This window comes from Variovorax paradoxus B4 (assembly GCF_000463015.1).
In the GTDB taxonomy this organism is placed as follows: Bacteria; Pseudomonadota; Gammaproteobacteria; order Burkholderiales; family Burkholderiaceae_C; genus Variovorax; species Variovorax paradoxus_E.
On the sequence record NC_022247.1, the window covers coordinates 3932061 to 3954944 of the forward strand.

A 22884-nucleotide genomic window follows, 5' to 3' on the forward strand; every position below is an offset into this window, starting at 1 on the left:
GATCGGTAGCGGAATCAGTAGCGAATCCGGGGGTCGAGGAAGAGATAGCTCACGTCGACCAGCAGGTTGACCGCGACGTAGACCACGGCGAAGAACAGCACCACGCCCTGCAGCACCGGAAAGTCGCGGTTCAGCACCGCATCGACCGTGAGCTGGCCCAGGCCCGGAATGGCGAACACCGTCTCGGTGACGACCACGCCGCCCAGCAACAGTGCGGCGCTGACACCGATCACCGTGACCACCGGCACGGCCGCATTGCGCAGCGCGTGGTGCTTGAGCACTTCCAGCTCGGTGATGCCCTTGGCGCGCGCGGTTCGGATGAAGTCCTCGGTGAGCGCCTCGCTCACCGCCGCACGCGTCACCCGCGAGAGCAGTGCCACGTAGGTGATGGCGAGTGTGAGGCACGGCAGCACCAGCTGGTTCAGCCACGGCCCCACGCCGTCGGAAATGCGCCGGTAGCCTTGCACCGGAAACCACTGCAGCTTCATCGCGAGCAGGTAGATCAGCACATAGCCGACCACGAACACCGGCACCGAAAAGCCGGCCACCGAGAAGGCCATCACGGCCTTGTCGAGCCAGCCGCCCATGCGCCATGCGGCCAGCGTGCCCAAGGGCAGCGCGATGGCCACCGCCAGCAGCAGCGTGCCGCCGGCAAGCGAGAGCGTGGGCTCCATGCGCTGGCCGATGAGCTCCAGCACCGGCTTGTTCAGGAAGAACGAGAAGCCCAGGTCGCCGTGCAGCACGCCCTTGCCCCAGATCGCGAACTGCTCCCACAGCGGCCGGGTGAGGCCGAGCTGCACGCGGATGCGGTCCAGGTCTTCGTTGGTGGCGCTGTTGCCGCCGATGACGGCCGCGGGATCGCCGGGCGTGAGGCGCACGATCATGAAGATCGCGATCGCCACGACCAGCAGCACGGGGATGGTGGCGAGCAGGCGTTTGCCGAGGAAGGTCAGCATGGGCGGACGCTCTTATTGCTTCTTGATGTTCCAGTACACCTGCGCACCGGCCGGCACCAGGCCGCTCACGTTCTTGCGCACCGCGGCGGGCTGGTTGTACTGGCCGACGGGCACGTGCGTGGCCGTCTCGAAGGCGCGCAGCTGGGCGGCCTGCGCGAGCTTCTTCTTCTCGGTGTCGGTCTTGGCCTGGGCGAACTGAACCTTGATTTCTTCCAGCTTCGCGTCGGTCTGCCAGCCGAACCAACCCTTGTCGCCGGTGGCGTTCATCATGGCCATGGTGATCGGGTTGAGGATGTCCGACGCGGTCCACGAGGTCATGAACGCGCTCCAGCCACCGGCCGAGGGCGCATCCTTCTTGGCACGGCGCGCCACCAGCGTGGACCAGTCCATCGACTGCATGTCGACCTTGAAGCCGGCCTGCTCCAGTTGCTGCTTGGCCACCATCGGCAGCTTGCCGATGGTCGGGTTGTCGGTCGGGCGCATCAGCACCACGGGCTCGCCCTTGTAGCCGGCTTCCTGCAGCAGCGCCTTGGCCTTCTGCGGATTGGCGACGCCGGTGTAGTCGCCGGTCTGCTCCGATTCGAACAGCGTGCCGCAGGGAAACATGCTCTTGCAATAGCGCGTGAGGCCGGGCGTGCCGACCTGCGTGCGCAGGAAGGCTTCCTGCCCCAGCGCCACCAGCGCGGCGCGGCGCACCTTCTCGTTGTTGAACGGCGGCTGCAGGAAGTTGAAGCGCAGGATGAACTGGTTGCCCGCGGGCTGGGCGTCGACCAGTTGGATGTCGGGGTTGGTGCGCAGCGTGGCGTACTGCTCGAAGGCGGGTTGCTCCAGGATGTCGGCCTCGCCGTTGAGCAGCGCATTCATCTGCGTCTGCGCGTCGCGGATGATGAGCCACTCGACGCGGTCCACGTACACGTTCTTGCCGCCGGCCGTGCCCGAGGGTGCCTCGGCGCGCGGCTTGTAGCGCGTGTTCTTCGTGAACACCACGCGTTCGCCGGGGCGGAACTCGTCGGCCTTGAAGACGTAGGGGCCGGAGCCGATCGACTCCTTGATCTGCGTGTCGCCCGAGGTGTCGGCCACGCGCTTGGGCATGATGAAGGGCACGTTCGATGAAGGCTTGCCCAGCGCTTCGAGCACCAGGCCGAAGGGCTCCTTCAGCACGATGGAGAAGGTCCTGGCGTCGGGCGTCTCGTAGCGCTCGGTCACCTTGGAAAGCTGCGCGCCGAAGGTGTCGCGGCTGGCCCAGCGCTTGATGGAGGCCACCACGTCCTCGCTGGTGACGGGCTTGCCGTCGTGGAACTCCAGGCCCTCGCGCAGCGTGAAGGTCCAGGTCTTGTTGTCGGGCGACACCTTCCACTTGTCGACCATCTGCGGCTTGATGCGGCCTTCGAGGTCGGTGGCAAAGAGCGTGTCGTACACCATGTAGCCGAAGTTGCGCGTCACATAGGCCGTGGTCCAGATCGGGTCGAGCACCGTGATGTTGCTGCTCGGAATGATCTTGAGGGTGGTGGTCTGCGCCATCGCGGGAGCGAAGGTTCCGGCGGCCGCGCCGGCCAGCAGTGCGGCGGCGCCCCATCGGGCAAGGCGGCGCGACAAGGAGCCGGCCGACTGGGCGGGCGAGTGCGAGAAGAACTGCGGTTGCATGTAATTTCCTGAAGTGACGGAACGCGGTGCCGGCACCCGGATGGCATGCGGCGGCGAGGGCTCCATTGGGTCAGGCGGCAGGAAAAATGCATATATACAGTTGAATTCTTCTGTAGTAGAACAGTCGCCGTCCGTCCCCCTGTTGGGGCTTTCTGCGCCCACAAACCGTGCATGCCTTTGCCGTGATCGCCCTCGACCCTTCGCTGCCCATGCCCCTGGTTCGCCAGCTCTACGACGCCCTGCTGGCGCAGATCGCATCGAGCGCGATGAAGCCCGGCGACAAGCTGCCCTCGGTGCGCGCACTCGCCAAGGATTGTGAGGTGAGCACCATGACCGTGACCAACGCCTACCAGCGCCTGGTCGCCGAGGGCCATGTGGAGGCGCGGCGCGCCAGCGGCTACTACGTCGCCGAGGTGGAGCGCGCCGCCACGCGGCGCAAGCCCTTCCTGGGGCGCACCTCGGTCGACTCGCTCTGGCTGCTGAAGCACGTGTACGAAGACGACCGCACCCTGCTCAACGCGGGCTGCGGCTGGATTCCGCCCGAAATGCTGCATATAGACGGCGTGCGGCGCGCGCTGGCCGCGCTGTCGCGCAAGGCCGCCGGGCTCGCGAACTACGGCACGCCCTACGGCTACCTGCCGCTGCGTCAGCAGATCCAGACGCTGCTCGCGCAAAAGGGCATCGAGACCGCGCCGCACCAGATCGTGCTGACGCACGGCGCCTCGCAGGCGCTGAACCTGGTGGCGCGCTGCCTGCTGCAGCCGCGCGACGTGGTGCTGGTGGACGAGCCGGGGTCGACCAACCTGTTCGCGATGCTGCGCTCGATGGACCTGAAGCTGATCGGCGTGGAGCGCACGGTGAACGGTCCCGACCTCGCGGCGCTGCAGGCGCTGGCGCAGCGCCATGGCGCCAAGGCCTTTTTCACCACCACCAACCTGCACAACCCCACCGGCAGCCAGTGCACGCCGGCCGTGGCCTACCAGATGTTGCGGCTGGCCGAGCAGCTCGACTTCCGCATCGTCGACAACGACGCCATGGCCGGACTCGAGCCGCCCGGCGTCACTTCGCTCGCGAGCCTCGACCGGCTGCAGCGCGTGATCCATGTCGGCAGCTTTTCCAAGACGGTGTCGCCCAGCCTGCGCGTGGGTTTCGTGGCCTGCAACGAGGAGTTCGCCGAGAAGATCATCCTGCAGAAGATGGTCAACAGCCTGACCACGTCGGAGCTCACCGAGCGGCTGCTGCACGGCGTGCTGGTGGAAGGCCGCTACCGGGCGCATCTGTCTCGCCTGGCCGAGCGGCTGCAGGCGGCGCAGGCCACCGTGTGCGACCGGCTGGAGGCCGCCGGCATGCAGCTCTTCACGCGGCCCGCGGGCGGGCCTTTTCTGTGGGCGCGTTTCGAGCGCGATGACGTCGACATGCGCGCGCTGGCGCAGCGTGCCATCTCCGAGAGCTTCCTGCTCGCGCCGGGCGACCTGTTCCGCACCGACCTGCGGCCCACGCCCTGGCTGCGCTTCAACGTGGGCTATGCCGACGATCCGAAGCTCTACCGCTTCCTGGCGCAGGAGGCGCGCAGGCTGCGCCCGAAGGGCTGAGCCCCCGGCCTACCGGCTCTTTTTTTGCCAGCCTTGGAGGGCGAGAGGCAAGCACAGCGCGAGCCACCGGGTGGATGTGGCGGTGACGCGCCGGCGCCGAACTGAAGCTCAGCGCGCGCCCGGGCCGAGCCAGCTGCGCAAGGCCCTGCCCAAGGCATGGGCAAACCGAGGGACATAAGTGTGAATTGCGGCAACATTCGTACAAAATAAGTCGAAACGTCCCAATATTCCGGCCACAGCCCCAGAATGCCGCCCAAATGTTCTCCTCGGAAGCCGTCTCCCTGAGCCCGGCGCTCGTGGTCGAAAACGACACGGCGATGCAGGAACGTTTGCGCTACATCCTGTCGACCCTCGGATGCGACGAGCCGCAAATCACCTGGACAGGCGATGGCGAGGCGGCCATGCAATTGCTCGACAGGCCGAGCTTCGGCGTCGTGCTGGTGGACATCGGCCTGCCCGGCGACAGCGGCATCGAACTCATCGAGTGGCTGCAGGCGCACCACCCGCAGGTGCCGGCCGTGGCCATTTCTTCGTCCCGCAGCGAAGAGTCCATTTTTTCGGCGCTTCGTGCAGGCGCGGTGGCCTATCTCCTGAAGGAGCGCGACGACCTCGAACTCAGCATCGGCCTGCGCAGCATCGAGCAGGGCGGCGCAACGGTCGATCCGGCCATTGCACGGCGTGTGCTCGCGTGGCATGCGGGGCACGCGGCCGATTCAGGGACTGTTTCCGACGCGGCGCTGACGCCGCAGGAACGCAAGACGCTCGAACTCGTGGTACAGGGCCTCGGCCACCGCGACATCGCCGAAGCGCTTGCCATGCCCCGGCTGGCGGTGGAATGCCGCATCAAGGGCATCTACAGAAAGCTCGCGCTCGGCTCGCGCGGCGAGGCCTCGCACATGGCCGGCGGGCATGAGCTGCTGCGCTGACGAACGCTAGAGCTCGAGCACCAGGCGGCTTTCGCAGGCGCGCGAACAGCAGGCCATCATCTTGTTGTTGGCCTCGCGTTCCGAGCGGGTCAGCACCACGTCGCGATGGTCCACCCGGCCGGACAGCACCCGCACTTCGCACGAACCGCAGAGGCCCTCCTCGCAATCGCTCTGCACGTCGACGTTCGCGGCGCGCAAGGCGGACAGCAGGGTCTGCTCCGGAGGAACGATGACGACCAGGCCGGAGTCCTTCAGCTCGACTTCGAACGCATGCTCCCTGGCCGGATCGAGCGTGGCGAGCGTCGATTCGAAATGCTCGACGCGCAACGCACCCTCGGGCCAGGCGGCGCAGCAGCCTTCGAGCGCCTCGAGCATGCGCAGCGGACCGCAGGCATAGACTTGCGCACCAGCCACCGGTTCGGCGAGCAGCGCGGGCAGATCGCAGCGCCGGCCTTCGTCGCGCGCATAGACGTGCAGCCGCTCGCCGTGCAGCGCCGCGAGCTCGTCGAGAAAGGCCATGCGCCTGCGGCTGCGGCCGCTGTAGTGCAGCTCGTAATCCATGCCCAGCGCCTTCGCGCGGCGGGCCATGGCGCTCACGGGCGTGATGCCGATGCCGCCCGCAACGAAGATCGCCTTCGGGAGCGACTCGTCGAGCCGGAAGTGGTTGCGCGGCCCGCGGATGCGCAGCCGGTCGCCGGCCTTCACCTGCGCATGCACCCAGGCCGAACCGCCACGGCCCTCGGGCTCGTGCAACACCGCGATCTCCAGCACGCCGGCCTCGTCGGGGTCGCCGCACAGCGAGTACTGGCGCGACAGTTCGGGCGTGCCGCATTCCACGTCGATGTGCGAGCCCGCGGTCCAGCGCGGCAGCGGCTTGCCGTCGGGCGACACCAGGCGCAGCTTCACGATGCCCTCGGCCACCGGCGTCACGCGCTCCACCACCACGGGCCGCGCGATCGCGTGCCGTGAGGGCTCGCCGATGCGCACCGGCACCTGAACATCGCGCAGCTTGGGACTACTGCGTTCCGGATTGGCCGCAGGATCCCATTCGACCCACAGGTGCTCGGGCCCGCGAAACGAGGTGTTCGGCACGTAGCTGAAGCGCTGCTGCGAGAGCCGCATGTGCGGCAGCCGCCGGGTGAACTCCTCGAGGAAGATCTGCATCTCCATGCGCGCCAGGTTCTTGCCCATGCACTGGTGTGAGCCGTAGCCGAAGGTCAGGTGATCGCTGGCGTTGTCGCGGCGGATGTCGAACAGGTCGGCATCGGAAAAATGCGCTTCGTCATGGTTGGCCGACGAGGTGACGATCAAGAGCCGCGAGCCGGCCGGCAGGTCCACGCCGCCCACCTGCGTATCCCTGGTGACAAGGCGCCGCCACGCGGCCACCGAGCCGTTGTGCCGCAGGCACTCTTCCACCGCGTTGGGAATGAGGCCCGGGTCTTCGCAGAGCTCGCGCCACACCTGCGGATGCTGCAGCAGCAGCTTCATCGCGTTGGCGGTGGCGTTGGCGGTGGTCTCGTGCGCGGCCACGATGCCGGCCATCATCATCGAGTGCAGGTACGAATCGGTCACCACCTCGGGATGCAGCTTCTGCTTGCGGATGCCGTACTGCATCCAGCCGGGCGCGTCGGGGTCCTGGCGCATCTTCTCGAGCACCTTGCCTGCGTACTGCCAGAAATTGCCGACTGCATGCGCCACGGCCACCTGCTCCTCGGGCTTCGGCCGGCCCCAGGTGTTGACGGTGTGCGCAATCGAATACTTGCGCAGCGTGTCCATGTCTTCCTCGGGCACGCCAAGGAAGTGCAGCGCCACGGTCAGCGGAATTTCCCACAGCATCTGGTCGACGAGGTCGGCCTTGCCGTCGTCGATGAAGCGGTCGACATAACTGCGCGCCAGTTCGCGCACCATCGGCTCGTGGTGCTTGAGCGCCTCGGGCGTGAACGGGTCCATCAGCACGCGGCGGCGCGGCATGTGGGCGGGCTCGTCCTCGTTCACCAGCGTGCGGTTCAGCGCGAAGCCATAGGACGCGAGCACGGCGTTGGCCTCGTCGCCGGTGGCCGTGATCTTCTCGAGGGCGTTGGAAGGACTGAAGGTGATGTTGTCGCGGAACACCGCCTTGATGTCGTCGTAGCGCGTGATCACCCAGTAGCCGAGCTTCGGGCTGAAGAAGATCGGCTCCTTCTCGCGCGCCCAGCGCACGTACTCGGGCGGGTCCTGCTGGTAGCCGTCCTCGAAAGGATCGAAGCCCGCGGCGCGCTCGCTCACGGGACAGCCGGTGGGCGTGCGCTCGGAAGACAGCGGCCCGTGCGCGACGGGACAGCCGGAGGCGTGCGGGGGAATGGCGGTGTCGGACATGGTGATGCTTCCTTCAATCTCTAAAAACGACATGCGCCAGCCCAGCGTACCCGCGGAACCGGCTCCGCCGGGCCGCCGGGTGCGCCCCCCAGTGGGGGGTGGCGCCGAAGGCGCTTCGGGGGGCGTCCTCAATCCAGCGTGATCTTCAGGTCGCGGATCAGCTTGTGCCAGCGGGTTGTCTCGCTCTTCAGCAGCGCGGCGTACTGCGCGGGCGTGCTGCCCACGGGCTCCACGCCAAAGTCGGTCATGCGCGTGCGCACCGAGGGTTCGTTGATCGCGGCCACGAGCTGGCGGTTGAGCGTGTTCACCACCTCCGGCGGCGTGGCCGAGGGCACCACCACACCGACCAGCGCGGCGGCTTCGACGTTCTTGTAGCCGAGCTCGGCGAAGGTGGGCACGTCGGGCAGCTGCGGCAGGCGCGTCGGGTTGGCCACCGCCAGCGCGCGGACCTTGCCGCCCTTGATGAAGCCCGCGCCGGCCGCCAGGTCGACCATCATGGCCGGCAGCTGTCCGCCCACCACGTCGGCCAGCGCCGGTGCCGCGCCGCGGTACGGCACGTGGACCATGAAGAGGCCCGCCTCCACCTTGAGCAGTTCCATCGCCAGGTGGTGCGGGCTGCCCGCGCCGGCCGAGGCATAGCTCACGTCGCCCGGCTTGGCTTTGGCCCTGGCGATGAAATCCCTGGCCGTGGCCATGCCGGAATTGGCGCCGACCACCAGGATCATCGGGAACTTGCCCATCAGCGTGACGGGTGCCAGGTCCTTGGCCGGGCTGTACGACAGCGACTTGTAGAGCGCCGGGTTGAACACCAGCGTGCCGTTGTCGGCCGACAGCACGGTGTAGCCGTCGGCCGGCGCGCGCGCCGTCTCGGCCGCGGCCAGCGCGGTGTTGCCGCCGGGCTTGTTGTCCACCAGCACCGGCTGCCCCACCTGGGTGGAGAGCGTCTGCGCCACCGTGCGCGCCAGGAAGTCGGAGCCGCCGCCCGCCGCGTACGGAACGAGCCAGCGGATCGGCTTGGCGGGAAAGGTCTGGGCACTGGCGCTTGCCGCGGCAGCGAGGGAAAGAACGGCAAGGCACCGAGCAAGGCGGTTTTTCATGGATGTCTCCGGCATTGATTTCGTATTGCGTAAGTATCATACGCATTGCGTAATCTCTATTTGCGGGTTAACCCTTGGCTCGCGCTGCGCCGCGGCACCCAGCCCAAGCACCTAACATGAAGCCGACATGACCAAAGCTCCGGAGCCCTCCCCCATTCCCACCGCCATCCGCGAACGTCGCCAGCGCGTGCAATCGGCTGAAACCGGCATGGCGGTGCTCAAGGGCCTGGCCCACCTGGGCGGCCGCAGCAGCCTCACGGCCCTCTCGGCCCACGTCGCCGAGAGTCCGGCCAAGGTGCACCGCTATCTCGCCAGCCTGATGGAGGAAGGTCTGGTGCTGCAGGACGCCGTCTCGCAGCACTACTACCTGGGCACGGAGGCCATCCAGATCGGCCTGGCCGCCATGCGCCAGGCCGACCCGATCCGCGCGGCCGAGCCCAGCCTGATCCGGCTGCGCGAGTCGCTGGAAGTGACCTGCTTCGTCGCGGTCATGGGCAACAAGGGGCCGACCATCGTGCGCTTCGAGGAGCCGGGCCTGCCGGTCACGGTGAACGTGCGCGCCGGCTCGGTGATGTCGATGCTCTGGTCGGCCACCGGACGGGCGTTCCTGGGCCTGCTCGACGAGTCGCGGGTGCTGGCGCTGGCCGAGCAGGAACTGGCCGTATCACCGGAAGACATGCGGGCCACGCTGGACGCGAAGGACCCCATCGGCCAGCTGCGGCGCGAGGTGCAGGAGGCACGCTGCGCGAGCGTGAAGGACACCTACCTGCGCGGCATCAGCGCCGTGGCGGCGCCGGTCTACGACTATGCGGGCCGGGTGTGCGCGGTGCTGACCGCGCTGGGCGCCACAGGCGGCTTCGACCCGGCGATCGACGGCCCGATCGCCACCGCGGTGCGGCAGGAAGCCCGTGCCGCCAGTGCCATCCTGGGCCACGGGGATGGGCGCGGCGCCTGAGCGCCGCCCATCATGCTCACTCCGCCCAGACCACCGTGCCGGTCCACGCCGTGGCCAGCACCACGATGCCGAAGGCGATGCGGTACCAGGCGAACGGAATGAAATCGTGGGTGCTGATGTACTTCAGCAGCCAGCGCACGCAGAGCCAGGCACTGATGAAGGAAAACACGAGCCCCACGGAGAACAGCGGAATGTCGGCCACCGACAGCAGCGCGCGCTCCTTGTAGAGGCTGTAGGCACCGGCGCCGATCAGCGTCGGAATGGCCAGGAAGAACGAAAAGTCGGTGGCCGCCTGGCGCGACAGGCCGAGCAGCATGCCGCCGATGATGGTCGAGCCGCTGCGGCTGGTGCCCGGGATCATCGCGAAGCACTGCACCAGGCCGACCTTGAGGGCGTCCCACATCGTCATGTCGTCGACATGCTCGATGCGCACCGAGCCCGGCGGCCGCTTCTCGGCCCACAGGATGATGAAGCCGCCGATGATGAAGGTGCTTGCCACGACGACGGGAGTGAAGAGGTGCGCCTTGATCATCTTGCCGAACACCAGCCCCAGCACCACGGCGGGGATGAATCCGAGCACCACGTTGATGGCCAGGCGTCTCGCCTTGGGCTGCCTCGGCAGCGCCACCACGGTGGAGTGGATCTTCTGCCAATACACCAGGATCACCGCGAAGATCGCACCGGTCTGGATGGCAATGTCGAACACCTTGGCCTTGTCGTCGTCGAAACCGAGCAGCGAGCCCGCAAGAATCAGATGCCCTGTCGACGAGATCGGCAGAAACTCGGTCAGCCCCTCGACGATGCCCATGACGGCGGCCTTCACCAGCAAAACGATGTCCACGCTTACTCCTTTAAAGAGCACCAATTATGGCGAGGCATCGAGTCAGGCCGGGTTCAGCTGTCCCCTGGCATCCGCGGGCTTTATCGCGCAGCTTGATCCGTGCGCAGCCGCAAGGCCCGCACCGCACTGTCCACAGTAGTGAGAATCGGCAGGCCGCTGGCCGCTTCGCAGGCGGCGCGCGCGCGCGCCATGCTGAACTGCGCAAGCGCAATGCGCGTGCAGCCGCGCTCGCGCAGCGCCACCGCCTGGGCGGCGATCAACGCGTCGTGCCGCTGCGTGTCGCCGGCGTTCAGCGCGTCGAGCGCGCCTTCGGCCAGCACCGGCTCGAGCGCGATGCCGGGCGGAAACTCCGGCGGCATCGACACCAGCGTGGCCGCAAAGGTGGCGATGAGCCCGAGGCGGCCCGGCTGCCCTTGCACGGCCTCGGCCACCATGGCCTCGTTGGGCTTGAGCACCGGAATGCCCGCATGCCGCCGCGCCACCGCCTCGATGCACGGCCCGAAGGCCGAGCAGGTGAAGAGGATGCCCTCAGCACCCGTGTCGACCGCGTACTGCGCGAGCCGCTGAAAGCGCTCGTGCATGGCGGCGTCGAGCCCGCGGCCGCCGCGCGCCAGGTCGGCCGAGAGGCTGTCGTCCAGCAGGTTCATGCGCACGGCCTCGGACCAGTCGCGCTCGAAGGCGGCGTTGATGGGCGCGACCGAGTGCGAGAGCGCGTGGATGAGTGCGATGCGGGTCATGCGGCAGGAATGGTCAGATGCCCTTGGACGACGGGTTGGCAAAGGCCTCCTTCGTCTCGGCGTTGAGCGGATAGTTGATGTTGATGCCCTTCGGCGGAATCGGCGACATGAACCACTTGTTGTAGAGCTTCTCCATCTCGCCCGACTTCATCATGCCCGACACCACGCGGTCCACCAGCGCCTTGAAGGCCGGATCGTCCTTGCGAAGCATGAGCGACTGGTTCTCGGTGCGCAGGCTCTCGCCGGTGATGATGAAATCTTTCGGATTACGCGCATTCGCAATCTGGCCGGCCAGCAGGATGTCGTCCAGCACGAAGGCCTGCGCACGGCCGCTTTCGACCAGCAGGAAGGAGTCGCTGTGGTCCTTGCCGCCGAGGTTGTTCACCTCGAGATTGCGGCCCTTGTCGGCCTCGCGCAGCAGGCGGAACGAGGTGGTGCCGGTGGTGGTGACCACCGTCTTTCCCTGCAGGTCGGCAATGCTCCTGATGCCCGAATCGGCCTTCACCAGCATGCGCACGTTGTAGCGGAAGATGTCGGGCGAGAACGCCACCTGCTTCTGGCGCTCGACCAGGTTGGTGGTGGAGCCGCACTCGATGTCCACGGTGCCGTTCTGCACCAGCGGAATGCGGTTGGCCGAGGTCACGGCCTGGTACTTGATCTCGACGGCCGGCAGCCTGAGTTCGGTCTTCACCGCCTCGACGATGCGGTTGCAGATCTCGATGCTGTAGCCCACCGGCTTCAGGTTGCCGTCGAGGTACGAGAAGCCGAACGACGACTCGCGGTAGCCGAAGGTGATGGCGCCGCTCGCCTTGATCTTGGCGAGCGTGTCGTTCTCCTGGGCCTGCGCAGCCACGTGCGGCAACAGGATGGCGAAGGCCACCGCGAGAGCGGCAGCACCGAAAGGGATCGGCAGACGAAGCTTGGGCATGGAAGCGCTCCTCGGAACGGCGGTTGAAGAAAACAGACGAAAGAAAATCGGGAACGAAGCGGTCAGCGCGCGGCGGCGCGCGTCACCGCATCGATGGAAGCAGCGAGGCGGGCAGCGATCTCCTGCAGGTCCTGCCGCGTGGCAATGAAGGGCGGCGCGAGCAGCACGTGGTCGCCCTGCCGGCCATCGACCGTGCCGCCGAAGGGGTAGCACAGCAGGCCGCGCGCCATGGCGTCCTTCTTGACCAGCGCATGGACCTTCAGCGCCGGATCGAACGGCGCCTTGCTCGCACGATCGGCCACCAGTTCGATGCCCCAGAAGAAGCCGCGGCCGCGGATGTCGCCCACATGGGCGTGACCGCCGAGCGCCTCGGCCAGCATGGCGCCAAAGGCTGCCCCGTCTTCGCGCACCTTGGCGACCAGGCCGTCGCGCCGGATCACCTGCTGTACCGCGAGCGCCGCCGCGCAGGCCATCGGATGGCCGAGGTAGGTGTGGCCATGCTGGAAGAAGCCGCTGCCGCTGGACATGGCCTCGACGATCCTGCGCTGCGCCAGCACCGCTCCGATCGGCTGGTAGCCGCCGCCCAGGCCCTTGGCAATGGTGATCAGGTCGGGCACCACGCCCTCCTGCTCGCAGGCGTGCAGCGAGCCGGTGCGGCCCATGCCGCACATCACCTCGTCGAGGATCAGCAGCACGCCGTACTTGTCGCACACCGCGCGCACCGCCTTGAAGTAGCCCGGCACGGGCGTGAGCACGCCGGCCGTGGCACCGCCCACCGTTTCCGCCACGAAGGCGATCACGCGGTCGGCGCCCTGCGCGACGATGGCCGCCTCGAGCTCGGCCGCCAGACGCAGGCCGTACTGCTCGGCACTTTCATCGGCACGCTGCTCGCGGTACGGGTAGCACGGCGCCACATGGGTGGCCGGCACCAGGATGGGCGCGAATGGCTCGCGCCGCCATGCGTTGCCACCCACGGCCAGCGCGCCCAGCGTGTTGCCGTGGTAGCTCTGGCGGCGCGCGATGAAGTGCGTGCGCTGCGGCTGGCCGGTCTCGACGAAATACTGCCGCGCCATCTTGAGCGCCGCCTCCACCGCCTCGGAGCCGCCGCTCACCAGGTACACATGGCTCATGCTCTCGGGCGCGGAAGCAATCAGCTCGTCGGCCAGCTGCTCGGCCACTTCGCTGGTGAAGAAACTGGTGTGCGCATACGCCAGCCGGTCGAGCTGCGCATGCATGGCGGCCAGCACCTCGGGGTGCGCGTGGCCGAGCGAAGACACGGCTGCGCCGCCCGAGGCATCCAAGTAGTCGCGCCCTTCGGCGTCGCGGATGAACATGCCCCCGGAGCCGGCGGCAATGGGCGGGGTGTGGCGAAGATGGCGGTGGAAGACGTGCGTCATGGCGGTCGGACGGCGGTGAATGGCGGATGCGGGCTTGGAACTAACGTTTCCGATGGATTATTGTTTGGAACATTTGTTCCGTCAACTGTTCCGTCGTTCCATGTCCGGTACATTCGTTCCAACGACCGCCAGAAGAGAGACACCGCCATGGGCGCCAGAGACCAGATCCGCCAGCGTTTCAACGAACTGAGCCCTGCCCTGCAGCAGGTGGCGCGCTATGTGCTCGACCACCCCAACGAAGTGGTGACCGCGTCGATGCGCAACGTGGGCACGCGCGCGCAGAGCACGCCCGCCACGCTGGTGCGCTTCGCGCAGCACCTGGGCTATGCGGGCTGGCCGCAGCTGAAGGAAGCCTTTGCCGGCGACATGGGCCTGGGCAGCGAAACCTACGGCGGGCGAGCCAAGCAGCTCATCGGCCGCGCGCAGGACCGAAGCCTGACGGCCGAGATGTTCGAGGTGCAGCGCCGCAACCTCGAGGCCACGCACCAGCAGAGCGAGCAGGCGCTGCAAAAGGCCTGCGCGCTGATCGAGAAGGCGCCCGCGGTGCATGCGGCGGGTTTCAGGGCCTGCTTTCCGATCGCGTTCTCTTTCGTCTACGTGTACCGGCTCTTCCGCGCCAGCGTGCACCTGGTCGACGGCCAGGGCGGCTCGCTCGAGATGCAGCAGCGCGCCTTCGCCAAGGGCGACGCACTGGTGGTGGCCAGCTTCATGCCCTACTCGCGCGAGGCGCTGCAGGTGGCCGAGGCGGCCAGGGCGGCCGGCTGCCGCATCGTCGCCATCACCGACAGCGTGGCCTCGCCGCTGTCGCTCCTGGCGGACGAAACGCTGCTCTTCACGATCAACAGCCCCTCGTTCTTTCCTTCAGTGGCGGCTGGCGTGGCCGTGACCGAAGCACTGGTCGAGCTGCTCGCGAGCCGCGCGGGCAAGCCGGTGATCCGGCGCATCGACCAGGCCGAGGCGCAGTTGTTCGAGTCGGGCGCCTATCTGGTGGCGCCGGTGGCGCGCGGAAGCTAGGCCCGGCAGGTCCTATTGCATGCTGCAGTGCCGCATCGCGGAACCCCGCTGAAACGGCACGGTCCAACGACTGTCGCGGTTTTGTGTCGCGACAGGAGGTAATGACCATGAAGCAAGTGAAGCATTGGCAAGATCCGGTCAACGTCGCCCTGGGCGCGTGGCTGATCATCTCGCCTTGGGTCCTGGGCTTCCAGGGCGTCACAGCCGCGATGTGGAGCGCAGTGGCGACAGGGGTCTTGCTGGGCGCCGTGGCGCTGGGGGCGACCCTGGTACCGCGTGCATGGGAAGAGTGGACCGAAGGCGCACTCGCCATCTGGCTGGCCGTGTCACCCTGGGTGCTCGGCTTTGCCACCGTCGAGAAGGCGATGGTCAACGCGGTGCTCGTGGCTGCGGCCATCCTGGTACTCGCCCTGTGGGTGCTTGTCACCGACAAGGACTACCTGGGCGGGAGCATGGATCGCCACGCGCATTGAGCGCGCAGGCGATCGCGTCGTGAAAAGCGGCTCCGCACGCAACGCGCCGAGGGGCCGAGGGGATGGGTAGCCGCCCATCCCCGTCTGACCGCTATTTCACTCCGCCGAGCGGAGGGAGACAGGCTGTGCCGCGGGCGGCGTCTCGCCCGTCCAGCCGGCTTGCCAGCCGCCGCCCAGGGCCTGGATCAGCGCCACCGCGGCAGTCTGGCGATTCACCTGCAGCTGCACCAGCGTGCGCCGCGCGCTGAGGGCGGCGGCCTGCGCCGTGACGACCTCGGTGTAGCTCACCTGGGCCGCGCGATAGCGATTGAGCAACTGCTGCTCGGTCTTGTCGGCCGCGGCCGAGGCTTCGCGCCGCAGGCCCTCCTGCTGCGCCAGCGCGGCGCCGGCAGTGAGCTGGTCTTCCACCGCCTGGAAGGCAGTGAGCACGGTCTGGCGATAGCGTGCCACGCTGGCTTCGTGGGCCGCCTTGGCAGAGTCGACGGTCGCGCCGATGGCGCCCGCGTCGAACACCACCTGCGCCACCGACAGGCCGAGCGCCCAGAGCGTATTGGATGCGTTGAACAGGTCTTTCACCCGGCTCGCGCTGCTGCCCACCGAAGCGCTGAGCCCGAAGTTGGGGAAGTACGCCGAACGCGCAATGCCGATCTGTGCGTTGGCCGAAGCCACCGCGCGCTCCGCCGCCGCAATGTCCGGCCGGCGCTGCAAAAGCGTGGAAGGCACGCCTGCGGGAATGCCCGGCACCGTCGGCGTCCACTGCGCTGCGGGCAGGTTGAAGTCGGCAGGCGCCACGCCCACCAGCATGGCAATGGCATGCTCCAGCGTGGCCCGGGTGCGCTGCAGGCCCACGCGTTCCGCCTGCGCGTTCACGAGCTGGGTCTGTGCCTGCAGCACGTCGGTCTGGGCGGCAATGCCGGCCTTGTAGCGGTTGCTCGTGATCTCGAAGGCGCGCTGGTAGCCCTCGATGGTCTGGTCGAGCAGCACGATCTCGGCATCGGCTTCGCGCAGCGAAAAATAGTTGGTCGCCAGGTCGCCGACGGCCGACAGGCGTGCCGATGCCAGGTCGGCCTCGCTGGCCTGCGCATTGGCCTGCGCACTGCTCACCGCCTGCCGCAGGCGCCCCCATACGTCGGGCGCCCAGTCGACGCCGAGCGTTGCCGAAAACGCGTTGGCCGCATTGCTGGTGCCGCCGATGTTGCCGCTGCGCCGGCCGCTGCCGTCGAGCGAAACCGTGGGGAACAGCGCGGCGCGCTCGCCCCGCACCAGCGCCTGGGCCTGCGCATAGTTGGCCACGGCGGCGGCAATGTTCTGGTTCGACACCTGCACCCTGGAGGCCAGCTCGTCGAGCGTGGCATCACCGAAAAGCTTCCACCATTCGCCGCGGTCGAGCGCATCGGCCGGCGCAGCCGGGAGCCAGCCTTCGGCGGTCTTCTGTTCCTTCCAGCCGGCGGGCATGGCCGCGGTGGGCACCTGGTAGGCAGGGCCCACGGCGCAGCCGGCCAGCGCGGCCGCCAACGCGAAGGCGGACAGCCTGCCGGGCAGACGCGAAAGGATGCGTTGTCGGTGTTTCATGGCAGCTTCATTCATTCTTCTACTCTTCACGTCGGCGAACCGGCGGCGCGGCTCAGGTGCCGCTCGTTGCCCGAGCGCCGGCGCAGCTTGTCGAGCAGCACGTAGACCACCGGCGTCGTCAGCAGCGTGAGCAGCTGGCTCGCCACCAGGCCGCCGATGATCGCCACGCCCAGCGGCTGGCGCAGCTCGGCGCCCTGGCCGAAGCCGATGGCCAGCGGCAGCGCGCCCAGCGCGGCGGCCAGCGTGGTCATGAGGATCGGCCGGAAGCGCAGCATGCAGGCCTCGCGCACCGCTTCCACGGCCGAGATGCCGCGTGCGCGCTCGGCCTCGAGCGCAAAGTCGATGATCAGGATCGCGTTCTTCTTCACGATGCCGATCAGGAGGAAGAGCCCGATCAGCGCAATGATCGAGAAATCCATACGGAACAGCAGCAGCGCCAGCACCGCGCCCACGCCCGCCGAAGGCAGCGTGGTCAGCACCGTGATCGGGTGGATCAGGCTTTCGTAGAGCACGCCGAGCACGATGTAGATCACCACGATCGCCGCCAGGATGAGCGCCAGCTGCTGCCCCTGCGACTGCTGCGCCGCCAGCGCCGTGCCCTGGAAGCTGCCGCGCACGTTGACGGGCATCGCAATGTCGGCCTCGGCCTGCGCGACGACACGGCGCGCGTCCTGCAGCGTCGCGCCTTCGGCCAGGTTGAACGAGACGGTGCTTGCGAGCTCCGTGTCCTGGTGGTCGATGGAGCTTGGCACCGCGCGCTCGCTCACCTTGGCAATGGCCGACAGCGGCACCATGAGCGTGTTGTTGGCCGCCAGCGCCTGGCCGGTGGAAGCAGTGCGCAGGCCGGGGTTGGCCGACGTGGTGGTCGAGGTTCCAGTGCTCGCGTCGGTGGTGTTGGCCAGCGAACTCACCGTGGTGGCGCCGCTCGCGGTGGTGCTGGTGGTGAGCGTCGAAGGCACGTACAGGTCCTTCAGCACGACGGGCGCGCGCTGGTAGCGCGGCGCCCACTCCATGATCACGGAATACTGGTTGAGTTCGTCGTAGATGGTGGCCACCGAGCGCTGGCCATAGGCGTTGTAGAGCGCGTTGTCGACCGCGCTCGACGTCACGCCAAGGCGCGCGGCGCTTTCGCGGTCGACATCGACGTAAGTCTCCACGCCGTTGTCGGCCTGGTCGCTGTCGACGTCGGTCAGCGCAGTTTCCTGGCGCAGCCTGTCGGCCAGCTTGGCGGTCCAGGTGCGCAGGTCGGCAAGATTGTCGCCCTTGAGCGTGTACTGGTAGGTGGAATTGCTCGAACGCCCGCCCATGCGCAGGTCCTGCACCGGGCTCAGGAACACGCGCAGGCCGGTGAGCTGGTTGAGCTGCGGGCGCAGCCGGTTGATGACGGCGGCGGTCTTCTCGGTGCGCTGCGACAGCGGCTTCAGATTGACGAACATGAAGCCGCCGCCCGAGCGGCTGCCGCCCGCGAAGCCCACCACGGTGTCGACCGCCGGGTCCTTGTGGATGATGTCGACCGCTTGGCGCAGCTTCTCGCTCAGCGCCACCGACGAAATGCTCTGGTCCGCGCGCAGGCCTGCGTTGAGCTGGCCGTTGTCCTGCTCGGGGAAGTAGCCCTTGGGAATGGCGGAGAACAGGTACACGTTGAGGCCCACCACCGCCAGCAGCACCACCATGACCACGGCCTTGCTCGCCAGCGCCCAGTCGAGGCTGTGGGCATAGGTGCGCAGGCTCCACTGGTACACGCTCTCCGCCAGGCGCGCCAGGCGCCCCGCCGGCTTGGCGCCGGGCTCCTCGGCCCGCAGCAGCATGGCGCACATCATGGGCGTGGTGGTGAGCGAGATGACCAGCGATATCAGCACCGACGCCGACAGCGTGACCGCGAATTCGCGGAACAGCCGGCCGATCTGCCCCTCCATGAACAGCAGCGGAATGAACACCGCCACCAGCGACAGGCTGATCGACAGCACGGTGAACCCCACCTCGCGCGCGCCGCGCAAGGCCGCCTCGATGCGGCCCATGCCGGCCTCGATGTGGCGGCTGGTGTTCTCCAGCACCACGATGGCGTCGTCCACCACGAAGCCCGTGGCCACCGTGAGCGCCATCAGGCTCAGGTTGTTCAGGCTGTAGCCGAGCAGGTGCATCACGCCGAAGGTGCCCAGCAGCGACACCACGGTGGCCACCGCGGGAATGATGGTGGCGCGCGCGCGGCGCAAAAACGGGCCGACCACGAGCACCACCAGCACGATGGAGATCATGAGCGTGGCCTCGATCTCGCGCAGCGAGGCGCGGATGGAGTTGGTGCGGTCGGAGGCCACCTGCACCTCGATGTCCTGCGGCAGCTGCGCGCGCAGTTCGGGCAGCAGTTCGCGCAGGCCGTCCACGGTCTCGATGATGTTGGCGCCCGGCTCCTGCGTGACCAGCACAATCACCGCGGGCTGGCCGTTGAAGAGGCCCAGGGTGCGCGTGTTCTCCACACTGTCGATCACCCGCGCGACGTCGCCCAGCCGCACCGCCGCGCCGTTGCGCCAGGCAATCACCATGTCGCGGTACTCCACGGCGTGGCGGCCCGGCGAGGGCGTGTAGATCTGCAGCCGGCGCTCGTCGTTCTCGATGGCGCCCTTGGGCCGGTTGGCGTTGTTGGCCTGGATGGCGGCGCGCACGTCCTCGCTGCTGATGCCGAAGCGGTTGAGCGAGAACGGCTCCAGCTCCACCCGCACGGCCGGCAGCGAGCCGCCGCCGATCTCGACCTCGCCCACGCCCTCCACCTGCGAGACCTTCTGGCTCACGATGTTGGACACGGCCTCGTAGATCTGGCCCGGCGTGCGCGTCTTGGAGGTGAGCGCCAGGATCGCAATGGGTGCGGCGGTCGGGTTGCGCTTGCGGTAGATGGGGTTGCTGCGCAGGGTGGCCGGCAGATCGGCTCGCGCCGCGTTGATGGCCGCCTGCACCTCGCGTGCGGCACTGTCGATGTTGCGCTTGAGGTCGAACTGCAGGCTGATGCGGGTCGAGCCGTTGGAACTGGTCGAGGTAAGTTCGTTGACGCCGGCGATCACCCCGAGCCGGCGCTCCAGCGGCGTTGCCACGCTCGACGCCATGGTGCTCGGGCTCGCACCCGAGAGGCTGGCGGTCACCGAGATGGTGGGAAAGTCGACCTGCGGCAGCGGCGACACAGGCAGCACGAAGAACGCCGCGATCCCGGCCAGGGCAATGCCGATGGTCAGCAGGACCGTCGCTATCGGACGCTCGACGAAAGGCCTGGACAGGTTCATTCAGCCACGGCCTCCCGCGTGCGCCCGAATCGGCGGCCCATCCGGTCGAACGCCAGGTAGACCACCGGCGTGGTGAACAGCGTGAGCACCTGGCTCACCACCAGCCCGCCGAAGATGGCCAGGCCCAGCGGCCGGCGCAGCTCGGCGCCCTCGCCCCAGCCGAACATCAGCGGCAGTGCCGCAAAAAGCGCCGCCAGGGTGGTCATCAGGATGGGCCGGAAGCGCAGCAGTGCCGCCTGGTGAATGGCTTCCTGCGGCGACTTGCCCTCGCGCCGCTCGGCGTCGATGGCAAAGTCGATCATCATGATCGCGTTCTTCTTGACGATGCCGATCAGCAGGATGATGCCGATGATGCCGATCACGCCCAGGTCGTTGCCGGTGACCATCAAGGCCAGCAGCGCGCCCACGCCGGCCGAGGGCAGCGTCGAGAGAATGGTCAGCGGATGGATGTAGCTCTCATACAGCACGCCCAGCACGATGTACACGCACACCACCGCCGCCAGAATGAGCCACAGCTGGTTGGAAAGCGATTTCTCGTAGGCCCCCGCCGCACCCAGGAAGCTCATCGTCATGCTCGCCGGCATGCCGATTTCCTTGGCCGCCGCCCGAATGGCCGCCACCGACTTTCCGAGCGCCACGTTCTCGGCCGTGTCGAAGCCCACCGTGGCCGCCGGGTACTGCGCGACGTGCGTCACCTGCAGCGGCGCGGCCTGCTCGCGCACCGTGGCAATCGACGACAGCGTGGTCGCACTGCCGCCGCCGGTGCGCAATTGCAGGTTGCCCAGCAGCTGCGGCGAGGCCAGGGCCTCGCGCTGCGCTTCCAGGATCACGCGGTACTGGTTGGTCTCGGTGAAGATGGTCGAGACGATGCGCTGGCCGAACGCGCTGTAGAGCGTGTCGTCCACCGAGCTGGCCGTGACCGAGAGGCGCGAGGCCGTGTTGCGGTCGATGTCCACGTACGCGGCCAGGCCCTTCGCGCCCGCGGTGGTGGTGGGGTTGCGCACCAGCGGCTCGGAACGCAGGCGCTCCACCAGCTTCTGCGCCCAGGCATCAACGGTGCTGGTGTCCACCCCTTCGAGCGAGACGCGGAATTCGGTCGGGCCGGTCTCGGCGTCGATGGTCAGGTCCTGCGTGGGCTGCAGGTACAGCGTCACGCCGGCCACGGCCCGCACCCGCTCGCGCAGGCGCTGCATCGCGGCTTCCTGGTTGCCGCGGTCGGCGCGCATGTTGATGAGCATGCTGCCGGTGTTCAGCGCCGTGTTGTTGGCGGCGTCCACGCCCACCACCGAACTCACGCTGGCCACCTCGGGGTCTTCCAGGACCGCATTGGCGGCTTGCTGCTGCAGCTCGGCCATGCGCGTGTACGAGACATCCTGCGCGGCTTCGATGCGCGCCTGCAGCTGGCCGGTGTCCTGCGTCGGGAACAGCCCTTTCGGAATCACCACGTAGAGCAGCACGGTGAGCGCCAGCGTGGCCACCGCCACGACGAGCGTCAGCGGCTGGTGGCGCAGCACCCATTGCAGCCACACGTCGTAGCGGGCGATCACACGTTCGAAGAAGCGCTGCACGCTGGCGCCGAAGCGCCCACCTTCCTCGGCCTGCGGCTTGAGCCAGCGCGCCGACATCATCGGCACCAGCGTGAGCGACACCACGGCGGAGATCAGGATGGTGATGGCCAGGGTGACGGCGAACTCGCGGAACAGCCGCCCCACCACGTCGCCCATGAACAGCAGCGGAATCAGCACCGCGATGAGCGACACCGTGAGCGAGATGATGGTGAAGCCGATCTGCGTGGCACCCTTGAGCGCGGCCTTGAACGGCGGATCGCCCTCCTCCAGGTAGCGCGCAATGTTCTCGATCATCACAATCGCGTCGTCCACCACGAAGCCGGTGGCAATGGTCAGCGCCATCAGGCTCAGGTTGTTCAGGCTGTAGCCCAGCAGGTACATCAGCCCGCAGGCGCCCACGAGCGAGATCGGCACCGCCAGGCTGGCAATGATCGTGGCGCGCACGCTGTGCAGGAAGAAGAAGATCACCAGCACCACCATCACCACCGCCAGCCCGAGCTCGAGCTGCACGTGCGAGACCGAGGCCCGGATGCCGGTGGTGCGGTCGCTCAGCACCTCCACCTTGAGCGAGCCCGGCAGCGAGGCCTGCAGCTCGGGCAGCTGCTTCTTGATGGCATCGACCGTGCCGATCACGTTGGCGCCCGGTTGCCGCTGCACGTTCAGGATGATCGCGGGATAGAGGGTTGGGGTGTGGTCGCCGGCGCGCAGCGCGGCCCAGGCGCCCAGCTGCGTGTTCTCGGCGCCGTCGACCACGCGCGCCACGTCGGTCATGCGCACCGGTGCGCCGTTCTTCCAGGCGACGATCAGGTTCTTGTAGTCGTCCGCCGTCACGAGCTGGTCGTTGGCGTTGATGGTGTAGGCCCGCCGCGGTCCGTCGAAGCTGCCCTTGGCGCTGTTGGCGTTGGCCGCGGTGATGGCGCTGCGCAGCGTGTCCAGCCCGATGCCCACCGACGCGAGCGCGTTGGTGTCGGCCTGGATGCGCACGGCCGGCCGCTGCCCGCCCGAGAGCGACACCAGCCCCACGCCGCTGACCTGGCTGATCTTCTGCGCGAGCCGCGTGTTCACGAGGTTCTGCACCTCGGTGAGCGGCATGGTCCCGGAACTCACGGCCAGCGTGAGGATGGGCGCGTCGGCCGGGTTCACCTTGGCGTACACGGGCGGCGCCGGAAGGTCGGCCGGCAGCAGCGAACCGCCGGCGTTGATGGCGGCCTGCACCTGCTGCTCGGCCACGTCGAGCGTCTGGTCGAGCGCGAACTGCAGCGTGACGATCGACACGCCCGCCGAGCTCACCGAACTCATGCGGTTGAGCCCCGACATCTGGCCGAACTGGCGCTCCAGCGGGGCCGTGACGGTGCGGCTCATGACCTCGGGGCTGGCGCCGGGGTAGAGGGTCTGCACCTGAATGGTCGGGTAGTCGACCTGCGGCAGCGCGGCCAGCGGCAAGAGCCGCAGGCCCACGAGGCCGGCCAGCACGATGGCCACCATCAGCAGCGCCGTGGCCACCGGCCGTTCGATGAAGGGGCGGGAGGGGCTCATCGCGAACGCGCTCGCTTGTTCCGT

General features: G+C 68.1%; 16 protein-coding genes. 5 read left to right on the plus strand and 11 right to left on the minus strand.

Annotation, left to right across the window (positions count from 1 at the left end):
• Positions 1 to 14 precede the first annotated feature (14 nt).
• A complete protein-coding gene (locus tag VAPA_RS18330) occupies positions 15 to 956 on the minus strand; it encodes an ABC transporter permease (RefSeq protein WP_021008256.1) in 942 nt (313 codons plus the stop codon).
• 12 nt (positions 957 to 968) lie between these two features.
• On the minus strand, positions 969 to 2600 hold the full coding sequence (locus VAPA_RS18335) for an ABC transporter substrate-binding protein (protein WP_021008257.1): 1632 nt from the start codon (positions 2598 to 2600) through the stop codon (positions 969 to 971).
• 167 nt (positions 2601 to 2767) lie between these two features.
• Between VAPA_RS18335 and VAPA_RS18340 the strand changes: the two genes are divergently transcribed.
• On the plus strand, positions 2768 to 4192 hold the full coding sequence (locus VAPA_RS18340) for an aminotransferase-like domain-containing protein (protein ID WP_021008258.1): 1425 nt from the start codon (positions 2768 to 2770) through the stop codon (positions 4190 to 4192).
• A 257-nt stretch (positions 4193 to 4449) separates the two neighbouring features.
• Positions 4450 to 5118, plus strand: coding sequence for a response regulator transcription factor (locus VAPA_RS18345; protein WP_021008259.1), 669 nt, complete (start codon positions 4450 to 4452; stop codon positions 5116 to 5118).
• A 6-nt stretch (positions 5119 to 5124) separates the two neighbouring features.
• On the opposite strand, the gene VAPA_RS18350 is transcribed toward VAPA_RS18345, so the two are convergent.
• Both VAPA_RS18350 and VAPA_RS18355 read right to left on the minus strand, forming a co-directional pair.
• Positions 5125 to 7473, minus strand: a complete 2349-nt coding sequence (locus VAPA_RS18350; protein WP_021008260.1) for a cytochrome P450/oxidoreductase — start codon at positions 7471 to 7473, stop codon at positions 5125 to 5127.
• A 128-nt stretch (positions 7474 to 7601) separates the two neighbouring features.
• A complete protein-coding gene (locus VAPA_RS18355; protein ID WP_021008261.1) occupies positions 7602 to 8570 on the minus strand; it encodes a Bug family tripartite tricarboxylate transporter substrate binding protein in 969 nt (322 codons plus the stop codon).
• Positions 8571 to 8697: 127 nt separating this feature from the next.
• Between VAPA_RS18355 and VAPA_RS18360 the strand changes: the two genes are divergently transcribed.
• Positions 8698 to 9525 (plus strand): IclR family transcriptional regulator, encoded by an 828-nt coding sequence (locus VAPA_RS18360; RefSeq protein ID WP_021008262.1) that lies wholly within the window; start codon positions 8698 to 8700, stop codon positions 9523 to 9525.
• Between the two features lie 16 nt (positions 9526 to 9541).
• On the opposite strand, the gene VAPA_RS18365 is transcribed toward VAPA_RS18360, so the two are convergent.
• The 4 genes from VAPA_RS18365 to VAPA_RS18380 form a co-directional block, all read right to left on the minus strand.
• Positions 9542 to 10366 carry an undecaprenyl-diphosphate phosphatase gene (locus tag VAPA_RS18365; RefSeq protein ID WP_021008263.1) on the minus strand — a complete coding sequence of 275 codons (825 nt, stop codon included), beginning with the start codon at positions 10364 to 10366 and terminating at the stop codon, positions 9542 to 9544.
• Positions 10367 to 10446: 80 nt separating this feature from the next.
• Complete coding sequence (locus VAPA_RS18370) at positions 10447 to 11103, minus strand: aspartate/glutamate racemase family protein (RefSeq protein ID WP_021008264.1); 657 nt, start codon at positions 11101 to 11103, stop codon at positions 10447 to 10449.
• 13 nt (positions 11104 to 11116) lie between these two features.
• Complete coding sequence (locus tag VAPA_RS18375) at positions 11117 to 12031, minus strand: transporter substrate-binding domain-containing protein (RefSeq protein ID WP_021008265.1); 915 nt, start codon at positions 12029 to 12031, stop codon at positions 11117 to 11119.
• 62 nt (positions 12032 to 12093) lie between these two features.
• Complete coding sequence (locus VAPA_RS18380) at positions 12094 to 13428, minus strand: aspartate aminotransferase family protein (RefSeq protein ID WP_021008266.1); 1335 nt, start codon at positions 13426 to 13428, stop codon at positions 12094 to 12096.
• Between the two features lie 147 nt (positions 13429 to 13575).
• On the opposite strand from VAPA_RS18380, the gene VAPA_RS18385 reads away from it, so the two are divergent.
• On the plus strand, positions 13576 to 14442 hold the full coding sequence (locus VAPA_RS18385) for a MurR/RpiR family transcriptional regulator (RefSeq protein ID WP_021008267.1): 867 nt from the start codon (positions 13576 to 13578) through the stop codon (positions 14440 to 14442).
• A gap of 107 nt (positions 14443 to 14549) precedes the next feature.
• Positions 14550 to 14915: an SPW repeat protein gene (locus VAPA_RS18390; protein WP_021008268.1), complete on the plus strand. Its 366-nt coding sequence runs from the start codon at positions 14550 to 14552 to the stop codon at positions 14913 to 14915.
• 96 nt (positions 14916 to 15011) lie between these two features.
• Here VAPA_RS18390 and VAPA_RS18395 read toward each other — a convergent pair whose 3' ends face one another.
• Genes VAPA_RS18395 through VAPA_RS18405 form a run of 3 tightly spaced genes read right to left on the minus strand, consistent with a single transcriptional unit; the run spans position 15012 to position 22860 of the window.
• Positions 15012 to 16502 (minus strand): efflux transporter outer membrane subunit, encoded by a 1491-nt coding sequence (locus tag VAPA_RS18395; RefSeq protein ID WP_021008269.1) that lies wholly within the window; start codon positions 16500 to 16502, stop codon positions 15012 to 15014.
• 11 nt (positions 16503 to 16513) lie between these two features.
• Complete coding sequence (locus VAPA_RS18400; protein ID WP_021008270.1) at positions 16514 to 19756, minus strand: efflux RND transporter permease subunit; 3243 nt, start codon at positions 19754 to 19756, stop codon at positions 16514 to 16516.
• Complete coding sequence (locus VAPA_RS18405; protein ID WP_021008271.1) at positions 19753 to 22860, minus strand: efflux RND transporter permease subunit; 3108 nt, start codon at positions 22858 to 22860, stop codon at positions 19753 to 19755. The genes VAPA_RS18400 and VAPA_RS18405 overlap by 4 nt, the downstream gene beginning before the upstream one ends.
• Positions 22861 to 22884: the final 24 nt, after the last annotated feature.

What these genes read in the sequence shown, in the direction of transcription:
- VAPA_RS18330 (WP_021008256.1), bottom strand. Translation starts at nt 956, where the DNA reads ATGCTGACCTTCCTCGGCAAACGCCTGCTCGCCACCATCCCCGTGCTG.
- VAPA_RS18335 (WP_021008257.1), bottom strand. Translation starts at nt 2,600, where the DNA reads ATGCAACCGCAGTTCTTCTCGCACTCGCCCGCCCAGTCGGCCGGCTCC.
- VAPA_RS18345 (WP_021008259.1), top strand. Translation starts at nt 4,450, where the DNA reads ATGTTCTCCTCGGAAGCCGTCTCCCTGAGCCCGGCGCTCGTGGTCGAA.
- VAPA_RS18350 (WP_021008260.1), bottom strand. Translation starts at nt 7,473, where the DNA reads ATGTCCGACACCGCCATTCCCCCGCACGCCTCCGGCTGTCCCGTCGCG.
- VAPA_RS18355 (WP_021008261.1), bottom strand. Translation starts at nt 8,570, where the DNA reads ATGAAAAACCGCCTTGCTCGGTGCCTTGCCGTTCTTTCCCTCGCTGCC.
- VAPA_RS18360 (WP_021008262.1), top strand. Translation starts at nt 8,698, where the DNA reads ATGACCAAAGCTCCGGAGCCCTCCCCCATTCCCACCGCCATCCGCGAA.
- VAPA_RS18370 (WP_021008264.1), bottom strand. Translation starts at nt 11,103, where the DNA reads ATGACCCGCATCGCACTCATCCACGCGCTCTCGCACTCGGTCGCGCCC.
- VAPA_RS18375 (WP_021008265.1), bottom strand. Translation starts at nt 12,031, where the DNA reads ATGCCCAAGCTTCGTCTGCCGATCCCTTTCGGTGCTGCCGCTCTCGCG.
- VAPA_RS18380 (WP_021008266.1), bottom strand. Translation starts at nt 13,428, where the DNA reads ATGACGCACGTCTTCCACCGCCATCTTCGCCACACCCCGCCCATTGCC.
- VAPA_RS18385 (WP_021008267.1), top strand. Translation starts at nt 13,576, where the DNA reads ATGGGCGCCAGAGACCAGATCCGCCAGCGTTTCAACGAACTGAGCCCT.
- VAPA_RS18390 (WP_021008268.1), top strand. Translation starts at nt 14,550, where the DNA reads ATGAAGCAAGTGAAGCATTGGCAAGATCCGGTCAACGTCGCCCTGGGC.
- VAPA_RS18395 (WP_021008269.1), bottom strand. Translation starts at nt 16,502, where the DNA reads ATGAATGAAGCTGCCATGAAACACCGACAACGCATCCTTTCGCGTCTG.
- VAPA_RS18400 (WP_021008270.1), bottom strand. Translation starts at nt 19,756, where the DNA reads ATGAACCTGTCCAGGCCTTTCGTCGAGCGTCCGATAGCGACGGTCCTG.
- VAPA_RS18405 (WP_021008271.1), bottom strand. Translation starts at nt 22,860, where the DNA reads ATGAGCCCCTCCCGCCCCTTCATCGAACGGCCGGTGGCCACGGCGCTG.